The organism is Pseudomonas sp. D3-10 (genome assembly GCF_051132175.1).
Classification (GTDB): Bacteria; Pseudomonadota; Gammaproteobacteria; order Pseudomonadales; family Pseudomonadaceae; genus Aquipseudomonas.
In genome coordinates this window covers 112,350-134,705 of the sequence record NZ_CP071668.1, presented here as the reverse complement: position 1 = coordinate 134,705, position 22,356 = coordinate 112,350, and the positions used below count along the sequence as shown (strand labels likewise).

22 protein-coding genes are annotated in these 22,356 nt (G+C 56.7%); 6 read left to right on the top strand and 16 right to left on the bottom strand.

Annotated features, from left to right (window positions below; all coding sequences use genetic code 11):
• The first annotated feature begins 68 nt into the window (after nt 1-68).
• Complete coding sequence (locus J3P90_RS00630; protein ID WP_434675663.1) at nt 69-962, top strand: LysR family transcriptional regulator; 894 nt, start codon at nt 69-71, stop codon at nt 960-962.
• On the opposite strand, the gene J3P90_RS00625 is transcribed toward J3P90_RS00630, so the two are convergent.
• Nucleotides 959-1,285: a DUF883 family protein gene (locus J3P90_RS00625; RefSeq protein ID WP_420765942.1), complete on the bottom strand. Its 327-nt coding sequence runs from the start codon at nt 1,283-1,285 to the stop codon at nt 959-961. The genes J3P90_RS00630 and J3P90_RS00625 overlap by 4 nt on opposite strands.
• 156 nt (nt 1,286-1,441) lie before the next feature.
• Between J3P90_RS00625 and J3P90_RS00620 the strand changes: the two genes are divergently transcribed.
• Together J3P90_RS00620 and J3P90_RS00615 are read left to right on the top strand one after the other, a co-directional pair.
• Complete coding sequence (locus tag J3P90_RS00620; protein ID WP_003177209.1) at nt 1,442-1,657, top strand: dodecin; 216 nt, start codon at nt 1,442-1,444, stop codon at nt 1,655-1,657.
• Nucleotides 1,658-1,768: 111 nt separating this feature from the next.
• Nucleotides 1,769-1,990 carry a DUF1161 domain-containing protein gene (locus tag J3P90_RS00615; protein WP_434649400.1) on the top strand — a complete coding sequence of 74 codons (222 nt, stop codon included), beginning with the start codon at nt 1,769-1,771 and terminating at the stop codon, nt 1,988-1,990.
• Between the two features lie 54 nt (nt 1,991-2,044).
• On the opposite strand, the gene J3P90_RS00610 is transcribed toward J3P90_RS00615, so the two are convergent.
• Nucleotides 2,045-3,046 carry an LLM class flavin-dependent oxidoreductase gene (locus J3P90_RS00610; protein WP_434675662.1) on the bottom strand — a complete coding sequence of 334 codons (1,002 nt, stop codon included), beginning with the start codon at nt 3,044-3,046 and terminating at the stop codon, nt 2,045-2,047.
• A gap of 235 nt (nt 3,047-3,281) precedes the next feature.
• Between J3P90_RS00610 and J3P90_RS00605 the strand changes: the two genes are divergently transcribed.
• Together J3P90_RS00605 and J3P90_RS00600 are read left to right on the top strand one after the other, a co-directional pair.
• Entirely contained in the window at nt 3,282-3,713 is a 432-nt protein-coding gene (locus J3P90_RS00605) for an OsmC family protein (protein ID WP_420765945.1), read from the top strand.
• Between the two features lie 137 nt (nt 3,714-3,850).
• Nucleotides 3,851-4,084 carry a DUF1161 domain-containing protein gene (locus J3P90_RS00600; RefSeq protein ID WP_420765946.1) on the top strand — a complete coding sequence of 78 codons (234 nt, stop codon included), beginning with the start codon at nt 3,851-3,853 and terminating at the stop codon, nt 4,082-4,084.
• A gap of 6 nt (nt 4,085-4,090) precedes the next feature.
• On the opposite strand, the gene J3P90_RS00595 is transcribed toward J3P90_RS00600, so the two are convergent.
• Together J3P90_RS00595 and J3P90_RS00590 are read right to left on the bottom strand one after the other, a co-directional pair.
• Nucleotides 4,091-4,519 carry a hypothetical protein gene (locus J3P90_RS00595; RefSeq protein ID WP_420765947.1) on the bottom strand — a complete coding sequence of 143 codons (429 nt, stop codon included), beginning with the start codon at nt 4,517-4,519 and terminating at the stop codon, nt 4,091-4,093.
• A gap of 38 nt (nt 4,520-4,557) precedes the next feature.
• A complete protein-coding gene (locus J3P90_RS00590; protein WP_420765948.1) occupies nt 4,558-4,971 on the bottom strand; it encodes a hypothetical protein in 414 nt (137 codons plus the stop codon).
• Nucleotides 4,972-5,030: 59 nt separating this feature from the next.
• Here J3P90_RS00590 and J3P90_RS00585 point away from each other — a divergent pair, with 59 nt between their 5' ends.
• The gene (locus J3P90_RS00585; RefSeq protein ID WP_434675661.1) at nt 5,031-6,110 is read left to right on the top strand and encodes an aminopeptidase; all 1,080 of its coding nucleotides are present in this window, start codon (nt 5,031-5,033) and stop codon (nt 6,108-6,110) included.
• Between the two features lie 132 nt (nt 6,111-6,242).
• Here J3P90_RS00585 and J3P90_RS00580 read toward each other — a convergent pair whose 3' ends face one another.
• Genes J3P90_RS00580 through tssF form a run of 12 tightly spaced genes read right to left on the bottom strand, consistent with a single transcriptional unit; the run spans nt 6,243 to nt 22,356 of the window.
• Complete coding sequence (locus J3P90_RS00580; protein ID WP_434675660.1) at nt 6,243-7,205, bottom strand: serine/threonine-protein kinase; 963 nt, start codon at nt 7,203-7,205, stop codon at nt 6,243-6,245.
• Nucleotides 7,202-7,930 carry a PP2C family protein-serine/threonine phosphatase gene (locus J3P90_RS00575; protein WP_434675659.1) on the bottom strand — a complete coding sequence of 243 codons (729 nt, stop codon included), beginning with the start codon at nt 7,928-7,930 and terminating at the stop codon, nt 7,202-7,204. Before J3P90_RS00575 ends, J3P90_RS00580 begins: the two co-directional genes overlap by 4 nt.
• Nucleotides 7,930-11,385, bottom strand: a complete 3,456-nt coding sequence (tssM, locus tag J3P90_RS00570; protein WP_434675658.1) for a type VI secretion system membrane subunit TssM — start codon at nt 11,383-11,385, stop codon at nt 7,930-7,932. Before tssM ends, J3P90_RS00575 begins: the two co-directional genes overlap by 1 nt.
• Nucleotides 11,386-11,397: 12 nt before the next feature.
• Nucleotides 11,398-12,258, bottom strand: coding sequence for a type IVB secretion system protein IcmH/DotU (icmH, locus tag J3P90_RS00565; protein WP_434675657.1), 861 nt, complete (start codon nt 12,256-12,258; stop codon nt 11,398-11,400).
• Nucleotides 12,259-12,262: 4 nt separating this feature from the next.
• Nucleotides 12,263-13,594: a type VI secretion system baseplate subunit TssK gene (gene tssK / locus J3P90_RS00560; RefSeq protein ID WP_434675656.1), complete on the bottom strand. Its 1,332-nt coding sequence runs from the start codon at nt 13,592-13,594 to the stop codon at nt 12,263-12,265.
• Nucleotides 13,591-14,091, bottom strand: coding sequence for a type VI secretion system lipoprotein TssJ (gene tssJ / locus J3P90_RS00555; RefSeq protein ID WP_434675655.1), 501 nt, complete (start codon nt 14,089-14,091; stop codon nt 13,591-13,593). The genes tssK and tssJ overlap by 4 nt, the downstream gene beginning before the upstream one ends.
• 5 nt (nt 14,092-14,096) lie before the next feature.
• A complete protein-coding gene (tagH, locus tag J3P90_RS00550) occupies nt 14,097-15,278 on the bottom strand; it encodes a type VI secretion system-associated FHA domain protein TagH (protein WP_434675654.1) in 1,182 nt (393 codons plus the stop codon).
• Nucleotides 15,279-15,296: 18 nt separating this feature from the next.
• Nucleotides 15,297-15,437: a type VI secretion protein gene (locus J3P90_RS00545; protein ID WP_434608561.1), complete on the bottom strand. Its 141-nt coding sequence runs from the start codon at nt 15,435-15,437 to the stop codon at nt 15,297-15,299.
• A 55-nt stretch (nt 15,438-15,492) separates the two neighbouring features.
• Nucleotides 15,493-17,019 (bottom strand): sigma-54 interaction domain-containing protein, encoded by a 1,527-nt coding sequence (locus J3P90_RS00540; RefSeq protein ID WP_434675653.1) that lies wholly within the window; start codon nt 17,017-17,019, stop codon nt 15,493-15,495.
• Nucleotides 17,019-19,589, bottom strand: a complete 2,571-nt coding sequence (gene tssH, locus J3P90_RS00535; protein WP_434675652.1) for a type VI secretion system ATPase TssH — start codon at nt 19,587-19,589, stop codon at nt 17,019-17,021. The genes J3P90_RS00540 and tssH overlap by 1 nt, the downstream gene beginning before the upstream one ends.
• Nucleotides 19,586-20,605 carry a type VI secretion system baseplate subunit TssG gene (gene tssG / locus J3P90_RS00530; RefSeq protein WP_434675651.1) on the bottom strand — a complete coding sequence of 340 codons (1,020 nt, stop codon included), beginning with the start codon at nt 20,603-20,605 and terminating at the stop codon, nt 19,586-19,588. The genes tssH and tssG overlap by 4 nt, the downstream gene beginning before the upstream one ends.
• Nucleotides 20,569-22,356, bottom strand: coding sequence for a type VI secretion system baseplate subunit TssF (gene tssF / locus J3P90_RS00525; protein WP_434675650.1), 1,788 nt, complete (start codon nt 22,354-22,356; stop codon nt 20,569-20,571). The genes tssG and tssF overlap by 37 nt, the downstream gene beginning before the upstream one ends.

Sequence of the window (22,356 nt, the reverse complement as noted above, 5' to 3'; positions counted from 1 at the left end):
TACCCCTGACATATCGCTCTGAAAACCGATAAGATCGCCACAACCTGTCAGAAAATCTCACAAATACCATGAGCCATGATCTGCCACCGCTCAACGCCCTGCGTGCCTTCGAGGCCACTGCCCGCCTGAACAGCGTAAGCCAGGCGGCGGAACAGCTGCACGTCACCCACGGCGCGGTTAGTCGACAACTCAAAGTGCTGGAAGACCACTTGGGGATCAGCCTGTTCGTCAAGGATGGGCGAGGCTTGAAACTCACAGATGCGGGACTGCGCCTGCGTGACGCCAGCGCCGATGCGTTCGAGCGCCTGCGCACCGTTTGCGCCGAGCTGACCCAAAGCACAGCGGACGCCCCGTTCGTGTTGGGCTGCTCGGGAAGCTTGTTGGCGCGTTGGTTCATCCCCCGCCTGGGCAGGCTCAATGCCGATCTGCCTGATTTGCGCCTGCACCTGTCCGCAGGTGAGGGCGACCTCGACCCGAGGCGCCCAGGGCTGGACGCCCTACTGGTATTCGCCGAACCACCCTGGCCGGCAGACATGCAGGTGTATGAACTGGCCAGCGAGCGGATCGGGCCGGTGATGAGCCCGCACTACGCGGGCTTTGCCCGCTTGCGCAATGCATCCGCCACTGCGCTGCTGAGCGAACCGCTGTTGCACACCACCTCACGCCCCCAGGCCTGGCCCACTTGGGCACGGCAAAATGCCCTGGAACCCCAGGCATTGAAGTTAGGGCAAGGTTTCGAACATTTGTATTATTTGCTGGAGGCGGCCGTGGCCGGGCTTGGCGTGGCGATCGCCCCCGAGCCCCTGGTGATCGAGGACCTGCGGGCTGGTCGCCTGGTCGCGCCATGGGGGTTCGGTGAAACCCCCGCACGACTGGCGCTATGGTTGCCCAAGCGCGCCGCAGACGGGCGCGCCCGGCAATTGGCGCAGTGGCTCAGGCATGAGCTGAACCCATCGAACTAGTTACCGCGCTTGCACAACAAGTAAGCGGCCAACAGACCCAGTGCGCCAACGGCAACGCCAGCGGTGGTCCATGGATGTTCCTGAGCGTAGTCGCGCGTGGCAATCCCGGTTTCGCGGGTTTTCACCTTCACCTCTTCATACGCATCGCTGAGCAGATGCCGAGAATGTTTCAGTGCGCTTTCGGCATTTGCCTTAAGCGACTTGAGCGTCCTACGCGACTCGTCCGACGCGTCGTCCTTCAGGCTTTCCAACGACTTGAGCAGACTCTCGATCTCCGCTTCCATGCTTTGCAACGAGGCTTTGCGTAACGAAGTGCTGGCCATGGTGGCTCTCTCCTGCAGTGGTTGAGTAGCGTGTGTGGATTGGGACTGCGACCGTTTGGGAAAGTGCACTAAATCTGAACTTTCCAAGCGTAAACGGCGCCACATGTAAGGCGAAAAATCGCTGCTAGGCTGTTTAAGACAACCAAGGAGAACGTCATGAGTGATCACCACACGTACAAAAAAGTCGAGCTGGTCGGTTCGTCTCCCACCAGCATTGAAGACGCCATCAACAATGCCCTGGCCGAGGCCAGCAAGAGCCTCAAGCACTTGGAATGGTTCGAAGTCACGGAAACCCGCGGCCACATCGAAAATGGCCGGGCCGCGCACTTCCAGGTGACCATCAAGGTTGGGTTCCGGATCGCCAACAGCTGAGTTCTTTGAACTTGCACGCTGGCGGAGTGCCATAGGGAATGGCGATGCGCTATTGGGCGCATCACGTCTTTACGAAACCTCCCTATCTGATCCGACCGAGGAGTGCGAGCGATGAAGAAGTTGATGGTGGCCCTGGGTTTGCTGAGCCTTGCGGGTACTGCGTTTGCGGCCGGCAAGCCATGCGAGGAGTTGAAGAGCGAAATCGCAGCGAAGCTCGATGCCAAAGGCGTGTCGGGTTATTCGCTGGAGATCGTCGATAAAGGTGCAGGTGACGGAAAAGTCGTCGGCACCTGTGAGGGCGGTTCGAAAGAAATCGTCTACATACGCGGCTGATAACGCGCTCAGATCAAAGCCGACGCATCGCGTCGGCTTTTTATTGGCCGCGACTCAGCCTTTCATGACCTGTGACAGCAGTTCATACGAGTGCAGGCGGTCGGCGTGCTCATAGAGGTCGCTGGTGAAGATCAGCTCATCGGCCTGAGTCTGTTCGATCAACACCTCCAACCTGGCGCGGATCTTCTGAGGACCGCCAATCATGGCCAGGCCAAGGAAATCCCCCACCGCTTCCTTCTCATGGGGCAGCCATAGACCATTCATGGTTTCCACCGGCGGGCGCTGCACCAGGCTCTGGCCGCGCATCAATGCCAGGATCCGCTGGTACACCGACGTCGCCAGGTAATCGGCCTGCTCGTCCGTGTCAGCCGCCACCAAAGGCACCCCGAGCATCACGTACGGCTTGTCGAGTACGGCCGATGGTTGGAAGTGATTGCGATAAACACGAATCGCCTCGTGCATGAACCGCGGTGCGAAATGGGAGGCGAACGCGTAGGGCAAACCGCGCTCCCCGGCCAACTGCGCACTGAACAGGCTAGAACCCAACAGCCACACCGGTACATTCGTTCCCGTGCCGGGCATGGCGATGATGCGTTGGTCGGGGGTACGCGGGCCGAGATAGCGCATCAGTTCGGCCACGTCATCAGGGAAATCATCAGCACTGCCGGAGCGTTCGCGGCGTAGTGCACGCGCGGTCATCTGGTCGGAACCGGGGGCGCGTCCCAACCCAAGGTCGATCCGGCCCGGAAACAGACTTTCCAAGGTGCCGAACTGTTCGGCGATCACCAACGGTGCGTGGTTGGGCAGCATCACCCCGCCCGAGCCGACGCGGATGGTCGACGTCCCCCCCGCCAGGTAGCCCAGCAGCACCGCCGTCGCGGAGCTGGCGATGCCGTCCATGTTGTGGTGTTCCGCCACCCAGAAACGGGTGTAGCCAAACTTTTCCACGTGCTGCGCCAAATCCAGGGAATTGCGCAGGGACTGGGCTGCATTGCCGTCAGCGCGGACAGGCACAAGGTCGAGGGTTGAAAATTTAACTTCGGACAGCTGTTTCATGGGCCGGCATCTCCAACGGCGTACGAGCTTTTCTGTAGGCGAAAGCCTGCCGTTTCTCTAGGTGTGTCCTATGAATGTGGGCATATACCCGAGTTTCAATAGTAGCGAAGAATTTTCCTACTAAATTAGTCGACTAATCGACCGGGTGAACTTTATCGGCCGGTCTATCCTCACAATCCTGGCACTGAAAAATACCCAGGCGCGAACCCTCGCGCCGAATCATGAGGAGGCACACATGGCTATCGTCAAGAAAGCATCGGCTCACTGGGAAGGTGACCTGAAGACCGGCATAGGCTCCATCTCCACGGAAACCGGCGTGTTGCGCGAAGCGCCCTATGGTTTCAAGGCACGTTTTGAAGGCGGCAAGGGCACCAACCCTGAAGAACTGATCGGCGCGGCCCACGCGGGCTGCTTCTCCATGGCGTTTTCGATGATCCTTGGCGACGCTGGGCTCAAGGCCGACAGCATCGACACCAACGCCGAAGTGACCCTGGACCAGGTCGACGGCGGCTTTGCGATCACCGCGATCAAGCTGATTCTCAAAGCCAAGATTCCCGGCGCCAGCCAACAGCAATTTGAAGAGCTGAGCAACAAGGCCAAGGAGGGTTGCCCGGTTTCCAAGGTGCTCAACGCCAACATCACCCTGGACGCGACCCTGGTGAATTGACGAACCGAGAAGGTCGCGGTCTCCCGAGGCCGCGGTCTTCTATGGTTTACCCGCTATTTACCCGAAGGCAACTGTGGTCGAATGCAGGTCTGCAGTTTCAGCGCACAGGCGTGCGCGCTGTATTGAGGAGTTCGAGCATGAAACGTTTGGCCTTGGCAGTCATCGGTTGCGCACTGACCACATCGGCCCTCGCGGCACCCAAGCCCTGCGAAGAATTGAAAGCAGAGATCGAAGCCAAGATCCAGGCCGCAAACGTGTCCTCATACACCTTGGAAATCGTCACCAACGACGAAGTCCACGACCAGAACATGGTGGTGGGCAGTTGCGATAACGGCACCAAGAAAATCATCTACCAGAAGAACGACCGCTAGGCAGCGCTACATCAAACAATTGGCCTGTCGATCCTCGGCAACGATTTCACGCTTGGCGTTATAGAGCCGGGCACTGGGGGAGTACGCCAGATTACGAGCCTCCAGGCGATAACGCTGGCCGGCCTCGAAATGGTCGTAGCGCACGATCAGATAGCACAGCCGTTCCTTCGGGTCGTTCATCATGCCCAGCCCACCGCCCGCGCCGAACACCTCGAAGTCGAAGCGCACCTTGAGTTCGTGGCTACCGGGTGAAACCTGAAAAAAGCGTCCGTCCCGCAGCCGCTGGCCGTCCAGGCTTTCAGCCATCAGCAGCTTGCCGCCCGGCATAGGGGTGGCGAAGTCGACCCAGGCCATGTTCGGGTCCATTTCGGGCAATGGGCTCGTCGCGCATCCGCTCAATGTCGCAAGAGCCAAAAACAACGTGGGTAGGCGCATGATGATTTCCTGAAGTCAGGCCCCGAGCATAGCGCCAATCAGCTTTGCTGGCAGCCTGCCGGCGTGCCTTGGCCCACCACGTTGCGCTGTTGGTCGTAAAGCTTGGCCCACGGCCGGAACCCGATACTGCCGGCTTGCAACTGATAGCGCTGGCCCGCGTTGAAATCCTTGAATTTTACGTTCAACCGGCAATCGCGCCACAGCGGCTCGGCATCTGGCCCGATGTTGCCCGGCTCCACGGCAAATTGATAACGCACCGTCAGCTCATGGCTACCCGGTTGAACCTCGAAATAACGCCGGTCGATGGATGCCTTGTCATCGACTTCCAACGCTTGCAACGCCGTGTCCCGATGGTTACCTAGGTCAATCCACGCCTGGGAGGGATCTGGATCGGGCAAACCGGCACAGCCGGTCAGCAGCAACAGGCCACTTGTCAGCATCAACACGCGCATAGCGAAGCTCCGGGCAGGCGAGATAGTCTTGAGGCAGACTTCCCAGGGTGATTCCAAAATTGATCAGGCAGCGCTCACGCCATCGGTTACTCGACCGTGTTTTCAGGATTTTGTTTCCGGCCTTCCTGCTTTTGTTACTCAACGGTTGTACAAGCGTCGGTTATTACGGCCAGCTCGCCAGCGGACAATGGCGACTGCTGCAAGCACGCGAGCCCATCGACCGGGTCATTGCCGACCCCACCCGTGATTCCGGATTGCGCACCCATCTGGCTCAGGCCCGTGAGGCCCGCGCGTTCGCCAGCAAACACCTGCACCTGCCCGACAACCAGAGCTATCGCCTGTACGCGGACATCGGCCGCCCCTTCGTCGTCTGGAACGTCTTCGCCACCCCGGAGTTTTCCCTGGCCCCGCTAACCCACTGTTTTCCCATCGCCGGTTGCGTGGCGTATCGGGGCTATTACAGCCAGGGCGCCGCCCGGGGCGAGGCCGCTTTGCAGCGTTTGCGAGGCATGGATGTGTCGATTGCCGGCATAGAGGCCTACTCGACGCTGGGCTGGTTTGACGATCCGATCCTCAGTTCGATGCTGCATTGGGGCGACGAACGCCTGGCGACGCTGATCTTTCATGAACTGGCGCACCAACGCGTCTACGTGAAGGACGACACGGAGTTCAACGAATCATTCGCCACCTTCGTCGAGCAGGAAGGCACCCGCCAATGGCGCGCCCATCGCGGCCTGGCGCCGGACAACGGCAACCGATTGCGCCAGCGCGACCAGTTCATCCAGTTGATCCTCGACACCCGCCAACGGCTGGAAACCCTCTACGCCCAACCCCTACCGACCGAGCAGATGCGCCAACGCAAAGCCGAGGAATTCGAACGCCTGCGCGCCGACTACGCGCACCTACGCGACAGCCAATGGGCCGGCGACAAACGCTACGACGCCTGGATCTACGCGCCCCTGAACAACGCCCGAATATTGCCGTTCGGCCTGTACGACCAATGGGTGCCGGCGTTCGGGGCGTTATTCAAGCGTGAGGGCGAGGATTGGCTGGCGTTTTACAGCGCGGTGGAAAAACTCGGCCGCTTGCCAACCGTAGAGCGCAAGGCAGCGCTGAAGGCGCTGGCCTCAACCAATTGACGGCAAACGAACAAGCCCTGATCGCAAGCACGCCCAAAACCTCAACCCAGCCAAGCCCCCCGGTGGGAGCGAGCCTGCTCGCGATCGCGGCCCAACAGCCAGTACATATTCCGGGAATACCAACCAGCCCCTCTACCACCAAAACGAACCACCGGCCCAAACCTCACGCAACTGCGCGGCGCTGAGGTTTCGCCGCGCTGGATCAAAGGCCAGCGTTGTGCGTAATGCCGACCAGCAACGCCTGGGCATGTTGCGCGGGACCTTGAGTTGGCGTTCCAGCCCTGTATCGCGGGCCTCAGATGAAGCCAAACGCCGGTATGGATGCTTGCCACTCGCCAGTTCGTAGAGCACGCAAGCCAGGCTGTACAGATCGGCATGAGCCGAGAGCGGTGCGCCTTCAAGTACTTCGGGGGAGGCATACCCCGGGGTCCAGGCCTTGAGACGCTGGCGGTTCAAGGAAGGCAGGTTTTTCAAAGGCCCTTCTTGCGCAGTGCCCAGCCCAAAATCGAACAGCCTCACTCCCGTTTCGCTCAACATGATGTTGCTTGGCTTGATATCGCCGTGCAGTACACCTCGACTGTGGGTATATGCCAAGGCGTCTAGCAGAGGCAATGCAATTGCCCTCAGCTCTGACCATGGCAAACCGAGCGGACATTCGCAGAGCAATTTGTCCAAGGTCAGCCCGCGCATCAGCTCCATCGTGAAAAAAGCCTTACGATGAACCGCATCCACTGCGAAGGTGTATGGGCGCAGCACGTTAGGGTGAAATAAACACCGCGTCAGGGCAAATTCGCTAAAAAGTAGCGCGCTGGCGTCAGGGGACGAGTCGAACTCCTCGCTGAGTATCTTCAGCGCAATGTACGGATCCGGATCGCCAAACTGTTCATGCAGCAAGTCCCGGGCCCGATACACAACCCCCATACCGCCAGCACCGAGCAAACGCTCGAGACAGTAACGTCCTGCAAATATCTCTGGCGTTTCGCCAGTAGTGTGCGGGCTCGGTACCGCGACACTCGATGTTTCGGCAAAAAGAGAAGCGCTGAAATGATTCTCGTCGCTGTCCCGGAATTCGGGGGCTGCCTCAGGACTTTTCATTCGCCTATCATAACGGCCGTCAGGTTATCCCTCGCCGATCCGCTCAAGACGCCCTCGAAAAGCTGCGCCATTACCCTGTTGGGTGACATCAGGCTCATTGCCTCGCCCAGCTTCTGGCTGCTCAATTCCTGATACAAACCGTCGCTGCACAGCAAAAAAGCATCGCCACAACGAACATCGAATTCGAGTATTTCAAGCCTCAACTCCTGCGAGGCTCCTACCGCACGAGTCAATGCGTTGCCCGCAGGATGGGCATTTGCCTCGTCAAGGCCAATAAGCCGCTGATCCACCAATTGCTGGCGCAATGAATGATCCTTGGATAATTGATAGAGCCGTCGATCACGCCATAGATAACAACGACTGTCGCCTGCCCAGATACAAACAGCACGATTACCTTCCAGCAACAGCACAACCACCGTGCTCCCCATGATGCCGAGTGAATTTTCAGCGGTGACGGTCAACTCCTGGCTCAGACGTCGATTGGTCCAGTGCAGGCACTGGCGCACGGCTCTCGAACGCTGATCGATATCTCGATACAGGGGCAACTCAGCCAGGTTGGAAACGACCAACTGGCTGGCGATATCGCCATTCGAATGACCGCCCATCCCGTCGGCGACGGCCCATAACCCCAGCCGTGGGCTGTCCAGGAAAGCGTCCTCGTTTCGCCGGCGGACCTTGCCGGGATCGGTGCGAGCGGCGCTACGCCAGTGGCCTGCGTAATGCATCAGAGCTGTATCGGCATTCTGAAAGTACGTAGCACGGCCATGTCGAAAGGGTTCGGCGTGCGCTGGCTTATCAATAAATAATTGGCGCGCATGCCGCCGACATCAGCCTTGAGCACGCGTACGTCACGGCCCGTCAGGTATTCCGTCTGCATCAAATCGAGCAAACGAAACAATGACCATGGCCCGGTATTCTTCTCAACGCCGATCCCTCGCCCTCCGGCCATTTTATCCAGCACAAGAGATGTCCTGCCGCCCTGCTCCTCACTTGGCCAGGTAAAGGCTACTGACTGTATGGGGCCGTGACGGTACTCCAGCGTTTTATCACCGAAGCGGAACTCAGCTCGACTTACTGACGGGTCGAGCGTGTATGGCTCGAGCTTGAAATGCACTTGTGGCTCGGCACGGCTTTCCAGGAAAAAGCTCTGGCGGATGGTATGTATGCTCGCCATCTGCTCAAGAAAGGTTTTGGTTATAGGCAAGCTCTGGCCGTCAATAGTGCGCACTCGATAATGCCCTGGTTGACCGTCGACGAATGGACGCATATAGCTTTCAAAAAATCGGTCAGCAACGCCTTGGCCTTTGAAGAACTCCTGAAAATCATTGATAGCGACATCGCTGGTGCCGTGGGCATTGAACGGATACCGCTTGTTGATTGACCTCCGATAAAAACCATAGAGCTCGCTTTGATAGCGCTCGTTCAGGTAGCGGTATGAATCCTTTAGTACCAAGCGCCAACTATCCTCGGCCAGCCCGCTGAACCATTGATTGACTGGGTGTGGCAAGCGTGTAGACGCCCTACGCATTTCACTCAGTGCATCGCTCTGGCCAGCCATCCGATGTCTCGCCAGTTCGTAGGCGGCTTGCTCCGGCGCACTTGCACGAACTAGGTTCGCAAATTGGGTTTGGGTGTCGTCGAGGGCCCGAAGTGCCAAGGTCAGGTCCGCGTCCGGGCCGTTGTCGGTATCCAGCAAACGGTGCAATGGTTCGAAACGCCGTTGCAAGGATTTCTGTCCCGTGTCCGGCAGATCCCGCCTCACCGAATCGGAGACTTTGCTTGCGACGGAGGCAATCTGGCCAGTGTTCACTGCCGCCTGCGAAGCGTCGTCCATACGCTCGACGATCCCCCCTATCCTGGTGTTCTCACGCACCTGTATCAGCAAGTGCAATACAGGTGAATGGGCTGAAGTCAGGCCCGCCAATTGGTCGGCGACTTCGCCTGCGCCGTGAATCGGCTGCAGCGCGACCTGACCGACCGCCTCGCTCCAGAGATTTGCATAGTCGCGAAAATACAACTGTTCGAGCTCTATCCGCATACGGCGCAAGTCCAAGCTTGTAAGACTTGCCCCCTCCCCAAGGACCCATTCGTCACGTAGCAGTCCAGTAATCAGCGCCACGCCCTGAATCGAGAAGTACTGCTCGTAACCCTGGCGGGTATAAAAGCCCGGAATGATGTGATCAGTGCCTACCAGCAACGACCCCTGCGGTCCCAAATGCTGGCTAAGTCTGTAATGAGGCAGATGGTTGGCCTGATCACGCAACATGCGGTAAACAACAGCCGCCAGGGATTCACTCCGCAGTGTCTTCCTAGCCAAGTTCACCAGTGACTCGTCGAGGCCATGAACGAAAGGTTGCTCCAATAGGCGTCCGAAATGGCCATTCAACCCATCTTGTATGGACGCATCACCGGGGTAACGCAGCGACCAAGCCTGGGCGACCCAAGCCCTGAGCCAGGCGGCATCGCGACGTTCCGGCAGGGCCAGCATCAAATATGCGCGCAGGCTGTTCAATACCCGGTCGCGCTCATTTAGGTTGCTGCGGATTTGCTCTTCCAACATCTGCGCAACCCGAGGTAACAGTTGCGACATCAGCTCATGCTCATAAGCCCTGAGCACTGTGGGGCCAACTGCAGCACCTTGATAAAGCCCGCCACGCTCGTATAACGACACGCCTGTTTCGGGAGGAAAAACTCGTGCCGCCTCGAGACGGAGATCAAGCGATTCCAGGGTTACGATCAAATCATCGTCGGTGACTTGCGATGAGTGCTGCTCCCAACGTTGAGTCAACTCACGCAAATTTTCCAAGCGTTTATTGTTGGCAGTGAAACCGTTGGCCCATAACAATCCAAATAAACTCAAAGTCATCAGCGCACCGATGTACATCGCGCGCTGCCCCCAATAAACACGACTGCGTCCTCGCTGATCAAGACACGTCAGGCCGGTTTCGGGGAAGATGACCTTGGTAAGCAAGTGATGGATAAAATAGCCGTTGCGATCGTCCCTCCGGGGCGCAGCCCTCATCGAAATACCAGCTCCCGCATGGTCAGGGCCGGAGGCAGAGGTCAAGTAAACGCCTCGCAGCGGGCAGGTGTCCCCGCTAAAAACCAGTTCGACTACCGAGCTGATCTGCGGACCGATCTGTGCCAACTGCTGTGGGAAATCCAGGATCAAGCCACGCCGTACAATGTCGCGCTCCCCGTGCAGACGCATGAGTACCTGGCTGTTGATCCGACGCAGCAATGCCTCGAACTCGGCTCGCAACACCTCCACGTTGCTGTCGTGTTGGTCTCGACTACAACTGGCGCCCAACACTTGGTCACGTTCTTCCCGCGTCAAAGAATCAAAGAACTCCTTGAACCCAATCAAACTGTCAGCTTTGCTTAGAATCAGATAAATAGGCACATCAGCGCGCAGCTGCCGTCGAACTTCCTGAAGACGCCCCCGAATCTGCCAAGACAGCGTGGCGATCTCTTCTTCACTTCCCATCAATAAGGTTTCGACAGGCACAGTTACCAGAATGCCGCACAGGGGTCGGTTACGACGACGCTTGCGCAGCAGCTCGAGCAAACCGCTCCAGGCACTGGCGTCGGCGTCTATCTCCAACTGGGTTAAATAGCGCCCAGGAGTATCGATCAACACCGCTTGCTCTGCGAAATACCAGTCACAGCTGTGCGTGCCGGATATGTCAGCTGGCCTTCGCTCATGCCGGCTGAGCGACAGATCAAGACCCGAGGAACCGAGCAGACTGGTTTTTCCGCTAGCGACGGGGCCCACCAATAAGTACCAAGGCAGGTCACTGCGTCCGCGTCTGCCAAGACCGGAATGGAACGTTGAGGCGCGTAACGCTCTCGTAGCCTCCTTGAAGCGCGTGCGCAGTTCGCGTCGGTCGTCGTCAATCCTGGCTTGGTCGAGCGCGCCAGGAGGGGAAACGGCAGCCTGCCTGGCCCGCCTTGTCGTACCGGCTCGCCGATCGAACCAAACCATTCCCAGCCCCCAACCCAGGAACAAGGCGCTGATCGTAAGCAGACGTGCCGTGGGGCTAGCCCAGAACTTGTAGTCATTCACCGCAAAAAGCGGCCCCAAAAGCCACACCAACAAGCACACGCTCAATACGCATGACAGCGTCCAGACCCAAGCCTGGGACAACCAGGCACCAATTTTCCTGAAAAGCAATTTCATGACACGTCCCTGTTACAGCAGCGGCTGAGCAATTAACGACTCTGGCGATTGATAAGGTTGCAATATGTTTACGCGCTGCTCACTCAACACCCAGGCAAAACCCGAATAGATCACACCTAAACTAATCAGCGTGAAAACCGTCACCCCCCAGAAAGGCACTATAGGCAATGGTTTGATGGGCTCAGCTTTGGAGCTTTCAAGGTGGGCTGACAAGGGACTGGGAACTTCACCACGCACCTGCCTGATCGCGCGGTACAGCGCGTCACGGATCCCTCCTAGCTCAAATTCTCCCCGGGCTTGAACGCGATATTTACCTTCAAAGCCCAACGATAGGCACAGGTATAACAATTCAAGTAAATACAAGTGTTTGGCTGGATCTTTCGATAAACGATCAAGTAACTGGAACACCTTCTCGCCACCGAACGTCTCGTTGTGAAAGCTGCTTAGCAGGCTTATCTGCGACCAGCCACTTTCACTGCCCCACGACGTGGCGACGACCGACTCATCGAGCACTGTGCATAACACATAGCGGGCGGCGACCAACTGGCTTTCCTCAACATTGTCCCTTCTCGCCAAGGCTTCAAATTGCTTCAATTCCAAGGACAGCTCTTGCTTGAGCTTTTTAGGATCGAGTCTTTGATTGATTCGCCTGAGTAGCAGGATCTGCGACAACAACCCGGACGCTGCCGCTACCAACGGATTGAGGCTGGGAGCGAATATCGGAGATCGCCGTTGACGGGCGGCGTAGATCATTCGCTCCTCCAACTGTTCAATACGTAGCGCAGCGGTGTCGGTCAGCGGCCCGGATATGGGGCGCTTTCCATGATGATCTAGCAGGACAGTTGTTTCGTCCTGAGGATTTTCCTTATCCATTTGATCAGTTCCTAATGGCCCAAAAATTCAGTTCAAGCTCGGCAAATTCACCCGAAATGTGAAACGCAAACCCCGCGGAGCGCTTCACTTGAACAAGGTCTTCGGCGCTGGGCTCGAGAATGAAATAAATTTTATTGGCATGAAACGCGATCTGCCGCGGCGCTACGGGAAGAGCCCTGATCCTGATACCTGGCAAATGCAAATTGACTAACTGGCGGATACGCTCCACCGGAGCGATTTTCAGATGGGAGGGTAAGCGACGGCGCAGCTCCTCGGCATCACAATCGGCGCTGGCTGCCAATACGAACGAAGCCGAGTCCAGCAGAGAAAAATCATTCACCGGCGAAACGCTGATACCGTACTGCCGAGCCTGCAATTGCAGCTCAATGGCGTGCTGTTCGAGTACCATCGACAATACTTGGCGCATCGAACACATGAGGTCCCGAAAGCATCTTCCCTGGTCGCTGTGGTGATAGCGGTTGTCGAACGATGGGCGCTTGCTATCTGTAGAAAAAACTGCCAAATCGCCTAGCAGCGCCAACAGCGTCCGATATAGCGTTTCGGGATGAACCTGCTCCAGCTCCTGATAATGGCGCAGCAACAATTCGGTGCGGTTGATCATTTGAAGCATCATGAAATCGCCAACTTGAGCACCGCCCGCTTTCCCGCTGGAGCGAAGTCGCTCGGCAAGACTCTCGCCCCGATGACCAAGCATGCCGATGACCTCCTTGAGGCAGGATAGAAGATAGGCAGAGGATTTGATCTGGATAAACGTCGGGACAAAATCCGGATCGAGCCTGATCAAACCATCCGGCGTAGTATCGAGAACATCGCAGAGCTTGAGCTTTACAAAAGCCTGATCACCTTGTTGTTCACCCAGTAGAAGGCGAACGTCCAAGCGACCACAGCTTATCTGGCTGCTGGAAGTATCCGCCGCATTGGAGTCCGCTACTTGCACCTCGTAGGTGATGTAACGCGCCAACACATCTGTTTGTGCTGGGCAGCGGGACTCTATGTGATTGCCAGCCATCAGAGGCAGAGCGAGATAGATCGGTTTGTTGCAGGTGTTGGGTGGTACTTCCAGGACCAACGGCTCAGTGTTGCTGCTCAATTCGAACAGACTGCCATCTGGCAGGACGCCCGAAGCACTGCTGATCACCAGCCGCCCCATAGGGAGAAACTGCAAATCGATTTCCAACGAAAGGAAACCCCAGGCGTAACCGCCCAGCAGCCGAGTACGGGCTTTCAACTGGTGGTCGAAATGTCGATCGTTGTGTTGCAAATGTTGCGGTCGTAGCAACATCCCTTCCTGCCAGATCACCTTATCGTGGTTCATTTGTCGTCAGCCCTGGCAAGGCCTTTGGTGAAACTAGCGATACCATCTTCATTGAGAGCCAGATTCGCCTCATTCACTCGCGCAACAGCGACCGGCAGTGTGTAGCGCCATTGCGTATGCGGGAGGTCACGATACGCCGCCAACACGCCAACGTAACGACCGCTATCTGCCATGGCGAATCTGAGCGTGACGGTTTCGCCAGGGCGTAATTCCAATTCCTCGCTGGCGAGCAGATCGGGGGATAAGGTCTCCCAGGCACGATCATAGATGCTAAAAAAGTCCGCGTTTTCAAAAGCCACCGGGTGCTTGAGTTCAAAAAAACGCATTACCAATGGCGAGGGCCGTCCAGTCACATCCGGATTGAGTTCGTCGCTGGCAACCAGCGTCACGTTGAGCTTGGTCATCGTTGAGAACGGTGACAGCGTGGCGCATCCTGATAGCAGCGTCGTGGCGATAAGCGCTAAGGTTCGGCACAAAAGCAAAGTTCTGTAATGCATATACTTCATCCCTGACAGTCGTGTTGCAGCGTGGAAATCAGACGGACTTGTTCCTCATAAGCTTTGGCGAAATCTCGGGCCAGCAAGCGTTCAGTCCAGTCATCGTCTTGACATAGCGACTGATGGTGCCGGCCGTAAGCTCGCCAGTAGCGACCCGATGTATGTAATAGCGACGGTTGCTCGCGCTTTAGGCGAAGAACCAGTTGCCGGGGTGAAAAGTAATCGAGGGTTGAGCGCAGGGTGGCGCGGCTGGCAACGAACAAAGCCACTTGATGAGCCTGCAGGCTGCGAAAGGCACTAGCGATAGCCTTGCTGGCTGGTAACTGGCCAGGCGCAGTTGGCTGCAACAATGCGTGCAAAGCGTCATCGCAGTGCTTCAACGGGTTCTGTTGGCCACCTTGGGCGAGGGTATGGGCCAGGCGAAGCTCGCCCTTTAACTCCGAACGGGTGCGCAAGCCTTGCTGCAGGCCTTCAACGCTTTGCTTGAGCAACGATCCGACCTTTATGGCCAACGCTTCGCGCGCCTCTTGGTCCAGATCATTCAGGTCCATGCCCAGCGAGGAGCCGAAGCGTTGCCAGAACCCCTCAATGGATGACCCCGATGGGTCGTAAGGCAGGGGTGGCTCCGGCTCGACCTCGATCAGCTTCGGCAACACCAAATTTTCCACGTCAACGCACGCATGATCCGAGCGTAACAACGCGTGCGAAGTCGTCTGGGAACGGTCGTTCAGTTCGTCCATTTCAGAAAAAACATGCTCCTCCCGGTCCAACGCCCTCAACGGGTCCAGGTTGAGAAATGCATCATCCGGAACGAGATTACCTAGCGGTGCCGACCGGTTGGCTTCCAAAGCGCAGGTCATTTTCTCTACAACGACCCGGGCCTGAATCACATACCCTCCCATGATGAAGACGTCGCCGTCCGTGATACGTACCGGCTCGCCCTTGGGCAGCCGCGAGCCGCTTTTACGATCGAGTACACCGTTGCCACTGCTGTCAGTCAGGAAAAACGTTCCGTTGTCGAAACTCACCCCCGCATGACGCTTGGACAGGAGCCGCTCACGGTCGGGGATCATCCAGTCACAATCCTCTCCCCGGCCAATCACCCCGCCATCCGCGCCAAAGCGTTTTCGGCAAAGATCAGGGGCAATGAATTGGTTGGCGCTCAGCACTTCAAAAACAACTTCCATGAATGGTGCTCCTTGCTGTCACTTGCCGCGATTGACCGCTTGCGGATCACCCAGGGGGCGATAATCGCGGTCAGTGAATTTGAAGTTGCCACTACAACCACCGAGGCCAAGCAACACGATAAAAGTCAGCAGTACGATCGGCCGAGCACGGACAAGCATTCGAAGTTTTCCGAAATAAATGAATGGAATCGATACGGATGGAAAGCCGCGAAGATTAATTTTCGGCATCCTTGCGGCGTATTTTCAGGCGGCTCATTCGATACAAGAGCGTACGTCGCGGCAGACCGAGTTCTTGCGCAGCAATGGTTTGGTTGCCGGCATTCTTGCGTAGGCAATCAATCACCAAGTTACGCTCGATCTGTTCCAGCCGTTCGCGAAGACTTACGCGGCCTTGATCGGATGGATTTTTGATGTGCAGCGCAAAATGCTCGACCAGCAGCTCTCTGCCTTCGCACAACAGCACTGCTCTTTCCACGATGCCCTTGAGTTCGCGGATGTTTCCTGGAAAATCATAGGCAGCCAGATGAGCCAGCGCGGCATCTGACCAGTACACGCTATCTCGCTTCAGGAGCGCGCAAGCCTTTTCGGTAAAGTGCCGTGCCAATTCGATGATGTCAGGGCCGCGATGGCGCAACGCCGGTAATTGGATAGGGAACTGCGCGATTCGGTAATACAAGTCTTCCCTGAACTTGCCCTCCTTCATCAGAACCTTAAGGTCCCGATGGGTGGCGGCGACGATGCGCACATCAATTGTGTGGGTGTGGTTTGACCCCAGCGGACGAACTTCACCTTCCTGCAAAACTCGCAGTAATTTGGCCTGAAGGGATAGAGGCATGTCACCGATTTCGTCGAGCAGCAATGTACCTTTGTCAGCCGCATCGAACAGGCCAGTACGGTCACGATCAGCGCCAGTAAATGCGCCTTTTCGGTAACCGAACAGTTCGCTTTCCAAAAGATGTTCCGGAAGCGCCGCGCAATTCTGGACAATAAACGCCTCGGCTCTGCGCGGCCCATGATCATGAATGGCGCGGGCTACCACCTCCTTGCCGGTACCAGTCTCGCCACACAGCAAGACGGTATAAGGGCTATTTATGACTTTGCCGATCAACAAGCAGGTCTGACGCATTGCCGCACTCCTGCCAATCAGGCCGAAGCGGTCAGCGTTCGATACGTTGGTAACAGCTGGTAAGTCGGCGGGTACAGGAAGGCGCTGGCGCCGCAATAAGCTAATCTGACTAAGGGCGAACGCTCCCAAGTGCCCCAGAGATTCCGCGAATCCAGCCAAGTCGATATGTCTGGCGCTGGCGCATAGCAACAACCCATTGACTGCTCCGTGCGTAGTGACAAGTGGCACGCATAACAACGACTGCCACGGCATGACATGGACCGGCAGAAAATTTGTACTGTGCAAGCTGCCGGACAGTGCATCGAGGCAAACCACACGATTTTGGCTCAGGGCGAATTGCAGCAACTGTTCGTGGTAGTAATCGCAAGGTAGGCCGCTCCGGTCCCGAAACTGCAATCGCTCGCCAAGGCACTCGCTGTGAATTTCCAACCGGGATTGTTTGGAATCGAGCAAATACAACTGAACCAGTTCACAACCACTTAACCGCGCCGCGCCCTTGACGAACGCCTCGAGCAGAGACACCTCGTCCGTTGATCGCGAAAGGCTGTAAAAAAGTGCCAAAAGGGCCTCGGCATAAGCCAGCGGTTGGGACTCCTGCGTGACAAGCGCGCCCATTAAGTGAACTCGCAAGCTATGGTGGCCTGACCATTAAGAATGGCTCGCACCTTCTGCGGCTTTTCACCGTCCGCCATCGCTGCGAGCAGGCCGTCGGCCAGCCCGGGCATCAAGTGCAAGTCAAGCAGTTGGTCAATGAAGCGGGCGCCGCTTTCGCTGCAAACGCAACGGTCGACCAGATAATCAACAAGTCGCGCGCAAAAACTGAAGCTCAATTGGCGACGCTTCAATCGCTCGCCCAAACGAACCAGTTTCAGCTCCACCAGCTCGCGCATTACCTCTTTGCTTATCGGGTAATAGGGCACCACGCACATACGGGCCAGTAAAGCGGGTTGGAAATGGCTGCTAAGCAATGGACGAATGGCTTCTTCTAGGCATTCAGCACTCGGCTGCCTGCCGTTTGCACACAAATCGCGAATGCGCTCACTGCCCAGATTCGAAGTCATCAAAATGAGCGTGTTGCGAAAGTTTATCTCCCTTCCTTCCCCATCATTGGCCAGGCCTTTGTCGAAAATTTGATAGAACAGATTAAGTACATCCGGATCGGCTTTCTCGACCTCATCGAGCAATACAACTGAATAGGGCATTCGTCTGACTGCTTCGGTAAGCATGCCTCCTTCGCCGAACCCGACATAGCCCGGTGGCGCGCCAATCAACCGCGATACGGTATATTTTTCCTGGAATTCGGCCATGTTGAGGGTCGTTATAAAACGATCACCTCCATATAAGAGTTCAGCCAGGGCCAAGGCCGTTTCGGTCTTGCCCACACCACTAGGCCCGACCAACAAAAACACGCCTGCTGGCGCGTCAGGTTTGTTCAAGCCAGCAGCGGCGGCACGCATCGCTCGGTCGAGTGCTTGCACAGCTGGTTCCTGCCCCCGGATACGGGTTCGCAAGTCAGCCGAGAAACGGGCGATTTTTATATTGTGCTCATATGCCAGCTGCGTCAGCGGTACGCCAGTCCATGCGCTGATTACTTCAGCTACCAGTCGCGGACATACTTCAAAGCTGACGAGGCGTTCCTGCGTCTGTGCGACCAACAAAGCGCTGTGAGTAACATGTAACGCGGTTTCCAAGACCTCGCTGGTATGTTGTTCCCTGGCCTCGGAAATTTGTCGACGCAGCGATAACAGGCGTTCGGCCAGAGTTCGCTGTTCGGACCACTGCGCTTCCAATGCCTGGCATTCGTCTTTGAGAGCTTCCAATCGTGTTTGCAGCGATTGCAACGCTTGAAGATCAACTGACAAACCGGCCTGAGCATCGCGCCGCAACGCCTGGCATCGCCGCTCCTCCTCGGCCAATTCGCCGCGCAAGCGCTCAAGGCGTTGCGGGGCGGCAGCCAGACTGATGCGTACACGAGCACAAGCGGTATCAAGCACATCGACAGCCTTGTCCGGCAGTTGGCGCCCCGCCAGGTAGCGGGCCGACAGATGGGCCGCGGCAACCACCGCATCATCGCGCAGATAAATCCCATGGGTCGCCTCATACAATCGCGCCAGACCACGTAAGATGGTCACCGCATCGCCGATCGCCGGCTCGCGCAACTGCACAGGCTGGAACCGACGAGCAAGAGCCGGATCCTTCTCGAAGTATTTTTTGTACTCAGTCCATGTAGTAGCCGCGATCGTGCGCAGCTCCCCCCGGGCCAAAGCCGGTTTGAGCAGGTTAGCCGCGTCGGTCCCTCCGGAGCTTGCGCCTGCGCCAATCAATGTATGGGCTTCGTCGATGAATAAAATGACGGAATCAGGCGAAGCCTTGACGATGTCGATTACACCTTTGAGACGACGTTCAAACTCCCCCCTGATACTCGCTCCAGCCTGCAGCAAGCCCATATCCAGCGTCAGGATCTCTGCTCGCTCAAGCCCCGGTGGCACTTCACCTGCTGCGATGCGCAGAGCTAACCCTTCCACAACCGCAGTCTTTCCCACCCCTGCCTCACCGACCACGATAGGATTGTTTTTGCGGCGACGAGAAAGGATATCGATCAGCTGTCCAATTTCCCCGTCTCGACAAAGCACCGGGTCCAGCTTGCCGTCACGGGCCTGTTGGGTCAGGTTGTGAGTGAAACGCTCAAGGAGCGACTCATCTGGAGCTTTGGATAGTTCAGTCCCCGTTTGAGCTTGACCTGACAAGGCGAATTCTTTCAGTCGTTCGATGTTCAATCGAGCTAGTAGTGGCTGGAAACGAGTGCCTGCGTGGCGAGCCGGATTCCGTATTAACGCCAGGATCAAAGCGGCCTCATTCACGCTGCTCTGTCCTAGCTCGACATTCGCCAAAAGCAACGCATCCTGTAGCCATTGGATCAACTCGGGGGCAAATACTGGATTACGCGACGTGCCATCCTCTGTTCGTGGCTGCAGAATCGCGATCAGCTCGCCTGCGCTCACCCCAGCGTCTTGTAAGGCTCGCCCGAGTAGGCCTTGGCTTCGCTCTAGCAGGCTAAGCAACAGATCCTCTACCAGGACTTTACTCGCGCCACGCTCAACACATCGCTCGGCAGAACGCTCCAATTCGCGTCGGCTATCAGCATCGAGCGCCTGGATGAGCTGTTGGAGGTTTACGTCGATCATGTGAGTCGCTCCTGATGAATGTTGCTGCCAAGAATCACCACGCCATCGGCTCGCTCATGTCCCAGCCAACTGGTCCATCCCAAGCGGCAGGTGTTCCGCTTTCCGATGCTGAGCGCCCTTATTTCGTCCTTTTGCAAGACCAGGCGGATGTCATATTCAAGAGGGTCGCGCAGGGTAAATCGCACCAACGCGCAGAGAGGCTGGTAACCCATACCAATCGGAAGAAACTCATGAAAACGTTGCCAGTCCAGCTCCGCGATGTGAATCCTGAACTTGCCGCTGCGATCCCGAACTTGAGCGCCGAGCACCAGTTCTTCGCTTAACAAACTATTGGCCATTCCCAGCCGATTGCGTTGCTCGGCAATAATGTCTACTCGACGCTCCACACACTGCTCAAGGTTCAGCTCGGGGTGTTTGAAGTAATAGCGCAGCACAGCTTCGATCAAAGCCGCCGAGTGAGCACGCAGGCTCAACAAACCGAGGTACGGCAGCAGCCGCTTCCAGTTCAATTGAGTGGCTTTGCGAATTTTTTCGCCCCTCAAGCCAATCAGTGCGAATAGCTGCTCGGAAAACGCGTCCCGAGCACCGCTCTGAAAACTTGCGCAATAGCGGTACTTGCGCCAGATCGGCAACATCAACCGTTGCAGGCGATCGTGGAAAAGATCGAGGAACTGGCGCGTCGGATTGATATCTTCGACACTTAACGCCTGCTCGCTGTAAAAGGCCGGTAAAGGCGATCCGGAGCCCACCAGGCTAATCAGATTGATGCTCAGACGAGCCCGTGCCTGTCCGTGTTCTTCGAAAAAAACCACACGCTCGACATCGCTGGCTGGAAACCCAAGGCTTGGGTTGGCCTGGAATTCCAATTGATCGTACAGTTCCTCGTCGTTCAGATAAGGATGGCTTTCGCGCAGCCGATCAATAATCAGCAGCACCGCCTGAAATAACGAATATTCGCGTATTCCTCGCGTCAGCGCGCTTATAGAAGCGGCTGCTGACCCATGCGGGGTAACCATTGATACACCTCTCCCTGTGTGCTGTTCACCCGCAACTCGTGATACGAATTCAGGCTCGCATAAAGCGCAAAAAACTCATTGAGAACCGAAGCAAAGAGAAACAAGTCGCCTTCACCGATATATCCTTGCGGGTCGACTGTCAGCTCTGTACATAACCCACGAACCGGTAAACCATGATGGAGTCGATCCGTATGGCAATGCCTGATCGACTTCAGGCTATCTAGTAAACGTTTGCTGACCTTCTGTGTTTGCTCGTCGAAGTAGCGCGGAAAATCATAAGTTTCGAGTATTACCTTTAACGCGTTGACGTCGGCCAGCGATAGGTAGTTAAGCGACATGTTGCTGATGAGCTTCCAGAGGAAGTCATTATCCAAGGGGGGCGCAAAGCTTGGCGTAACGGGGCCAATATTGCGGAAACTTAGCGATTCCGGGTTTTTTTCACCTGGCTGGTTGATATCGCCCGGCTTCAGCTGGCACGGCAGGTTCCGGTTGGTACACATCAATTCTATGGAAAGGGTTTCGTCAGCTGGGTTGTGCCGGCCACCAAAGCCCAGGCAAGTGTCCAGGCCACCGTGAAGAACGGACGGGCGCTGCCGGACGCTGTAATAAGCGCGCTTGCCAGAAGCATCAGAACTGGAGTCGTGCTCGAAAGACTCGAACGGCAAATAAGTGTCGTAACCCAGGCCACCGGGACTCCAACCAACGACGCTCTCGACTGAAAATACCCCGCAGTGTTCCGGGTTGTATTGAGCGGGCAAAAGGAGATACTCGTCCTGTTTTCCATCCAGACGAATCGGCTGAGCGTCATGTTTGAAAAGATTGACGATAGGCGTGCAGTAGAGCTTCACATTGTCCTTAGTCGGACGTAACCGCTGGGCGCCACTCCTACCGATATCGAAACGCAGGTCCAATCCTCGCATCTGCTTCAGCGCGTCCTGCGGCAAAGCGTTGAGTACGTCTAGACCATTGACATCGACGAATAGAAACTTGTCCTGGAAGGCATAGTATTCCTGCAGATACCGGTAGCCGCGAAAAGTATTTAATGGATAGGGTACCAACGCATGCTCTTCCGCAAACCCCACCGGGTGGACTTTATTGGCGCAGATGCTGAATGTCAGCGGGACTCCGTTCATGTCGTTTACGACATGCCCTTCCCCATCCAGTGGAACCAACTGGATGCTTTTTAGATTGCGCAACAGATTGAAATAGAGCATCTGGCTGACATAACGCTCGCCGGCCAGGTGAAGGCGCAAATGACTCAACTTCAATTCGCCCAAGTGGCCGTTGCATTGCATTTGCAGACGCAGGTTTAACAATGAACCCTCGCCTTTAATCGAGTAGCTGAGCCCAGTCAGGTCTAGCGAGAGCACCTCGGTTGGGTAACACGTACGGAAACGACAACGCACCTCCTGGACAGGGACGCTTTCGACCGGAGTATCACGCTCCACATGTGCTGCGGGGCCTGTTCGCTGCAGCGGATCGAACTGCAACATGCTGAAAGCTGGTAGGGGCCGCATGTAATTCGGCCACAGCAACTGCATCAGGGAATGGCTCAACTCCGGTAGCTCATCATCGAGCTTCTGGCGCAAGCGCCCGGTAAGGAAAGCGACCCCTTCGAGCAACCGCTCGACATCAGGATCACGTCCCGCCTGCCCCAGGAACGGTGCCAGAGCGGGATTTCGCTCGGCAAAACGCCGGCCCAACTGCCGAAGCGCAGTGAGTTCACTCTGGTAGTAATGATTGAATGACAT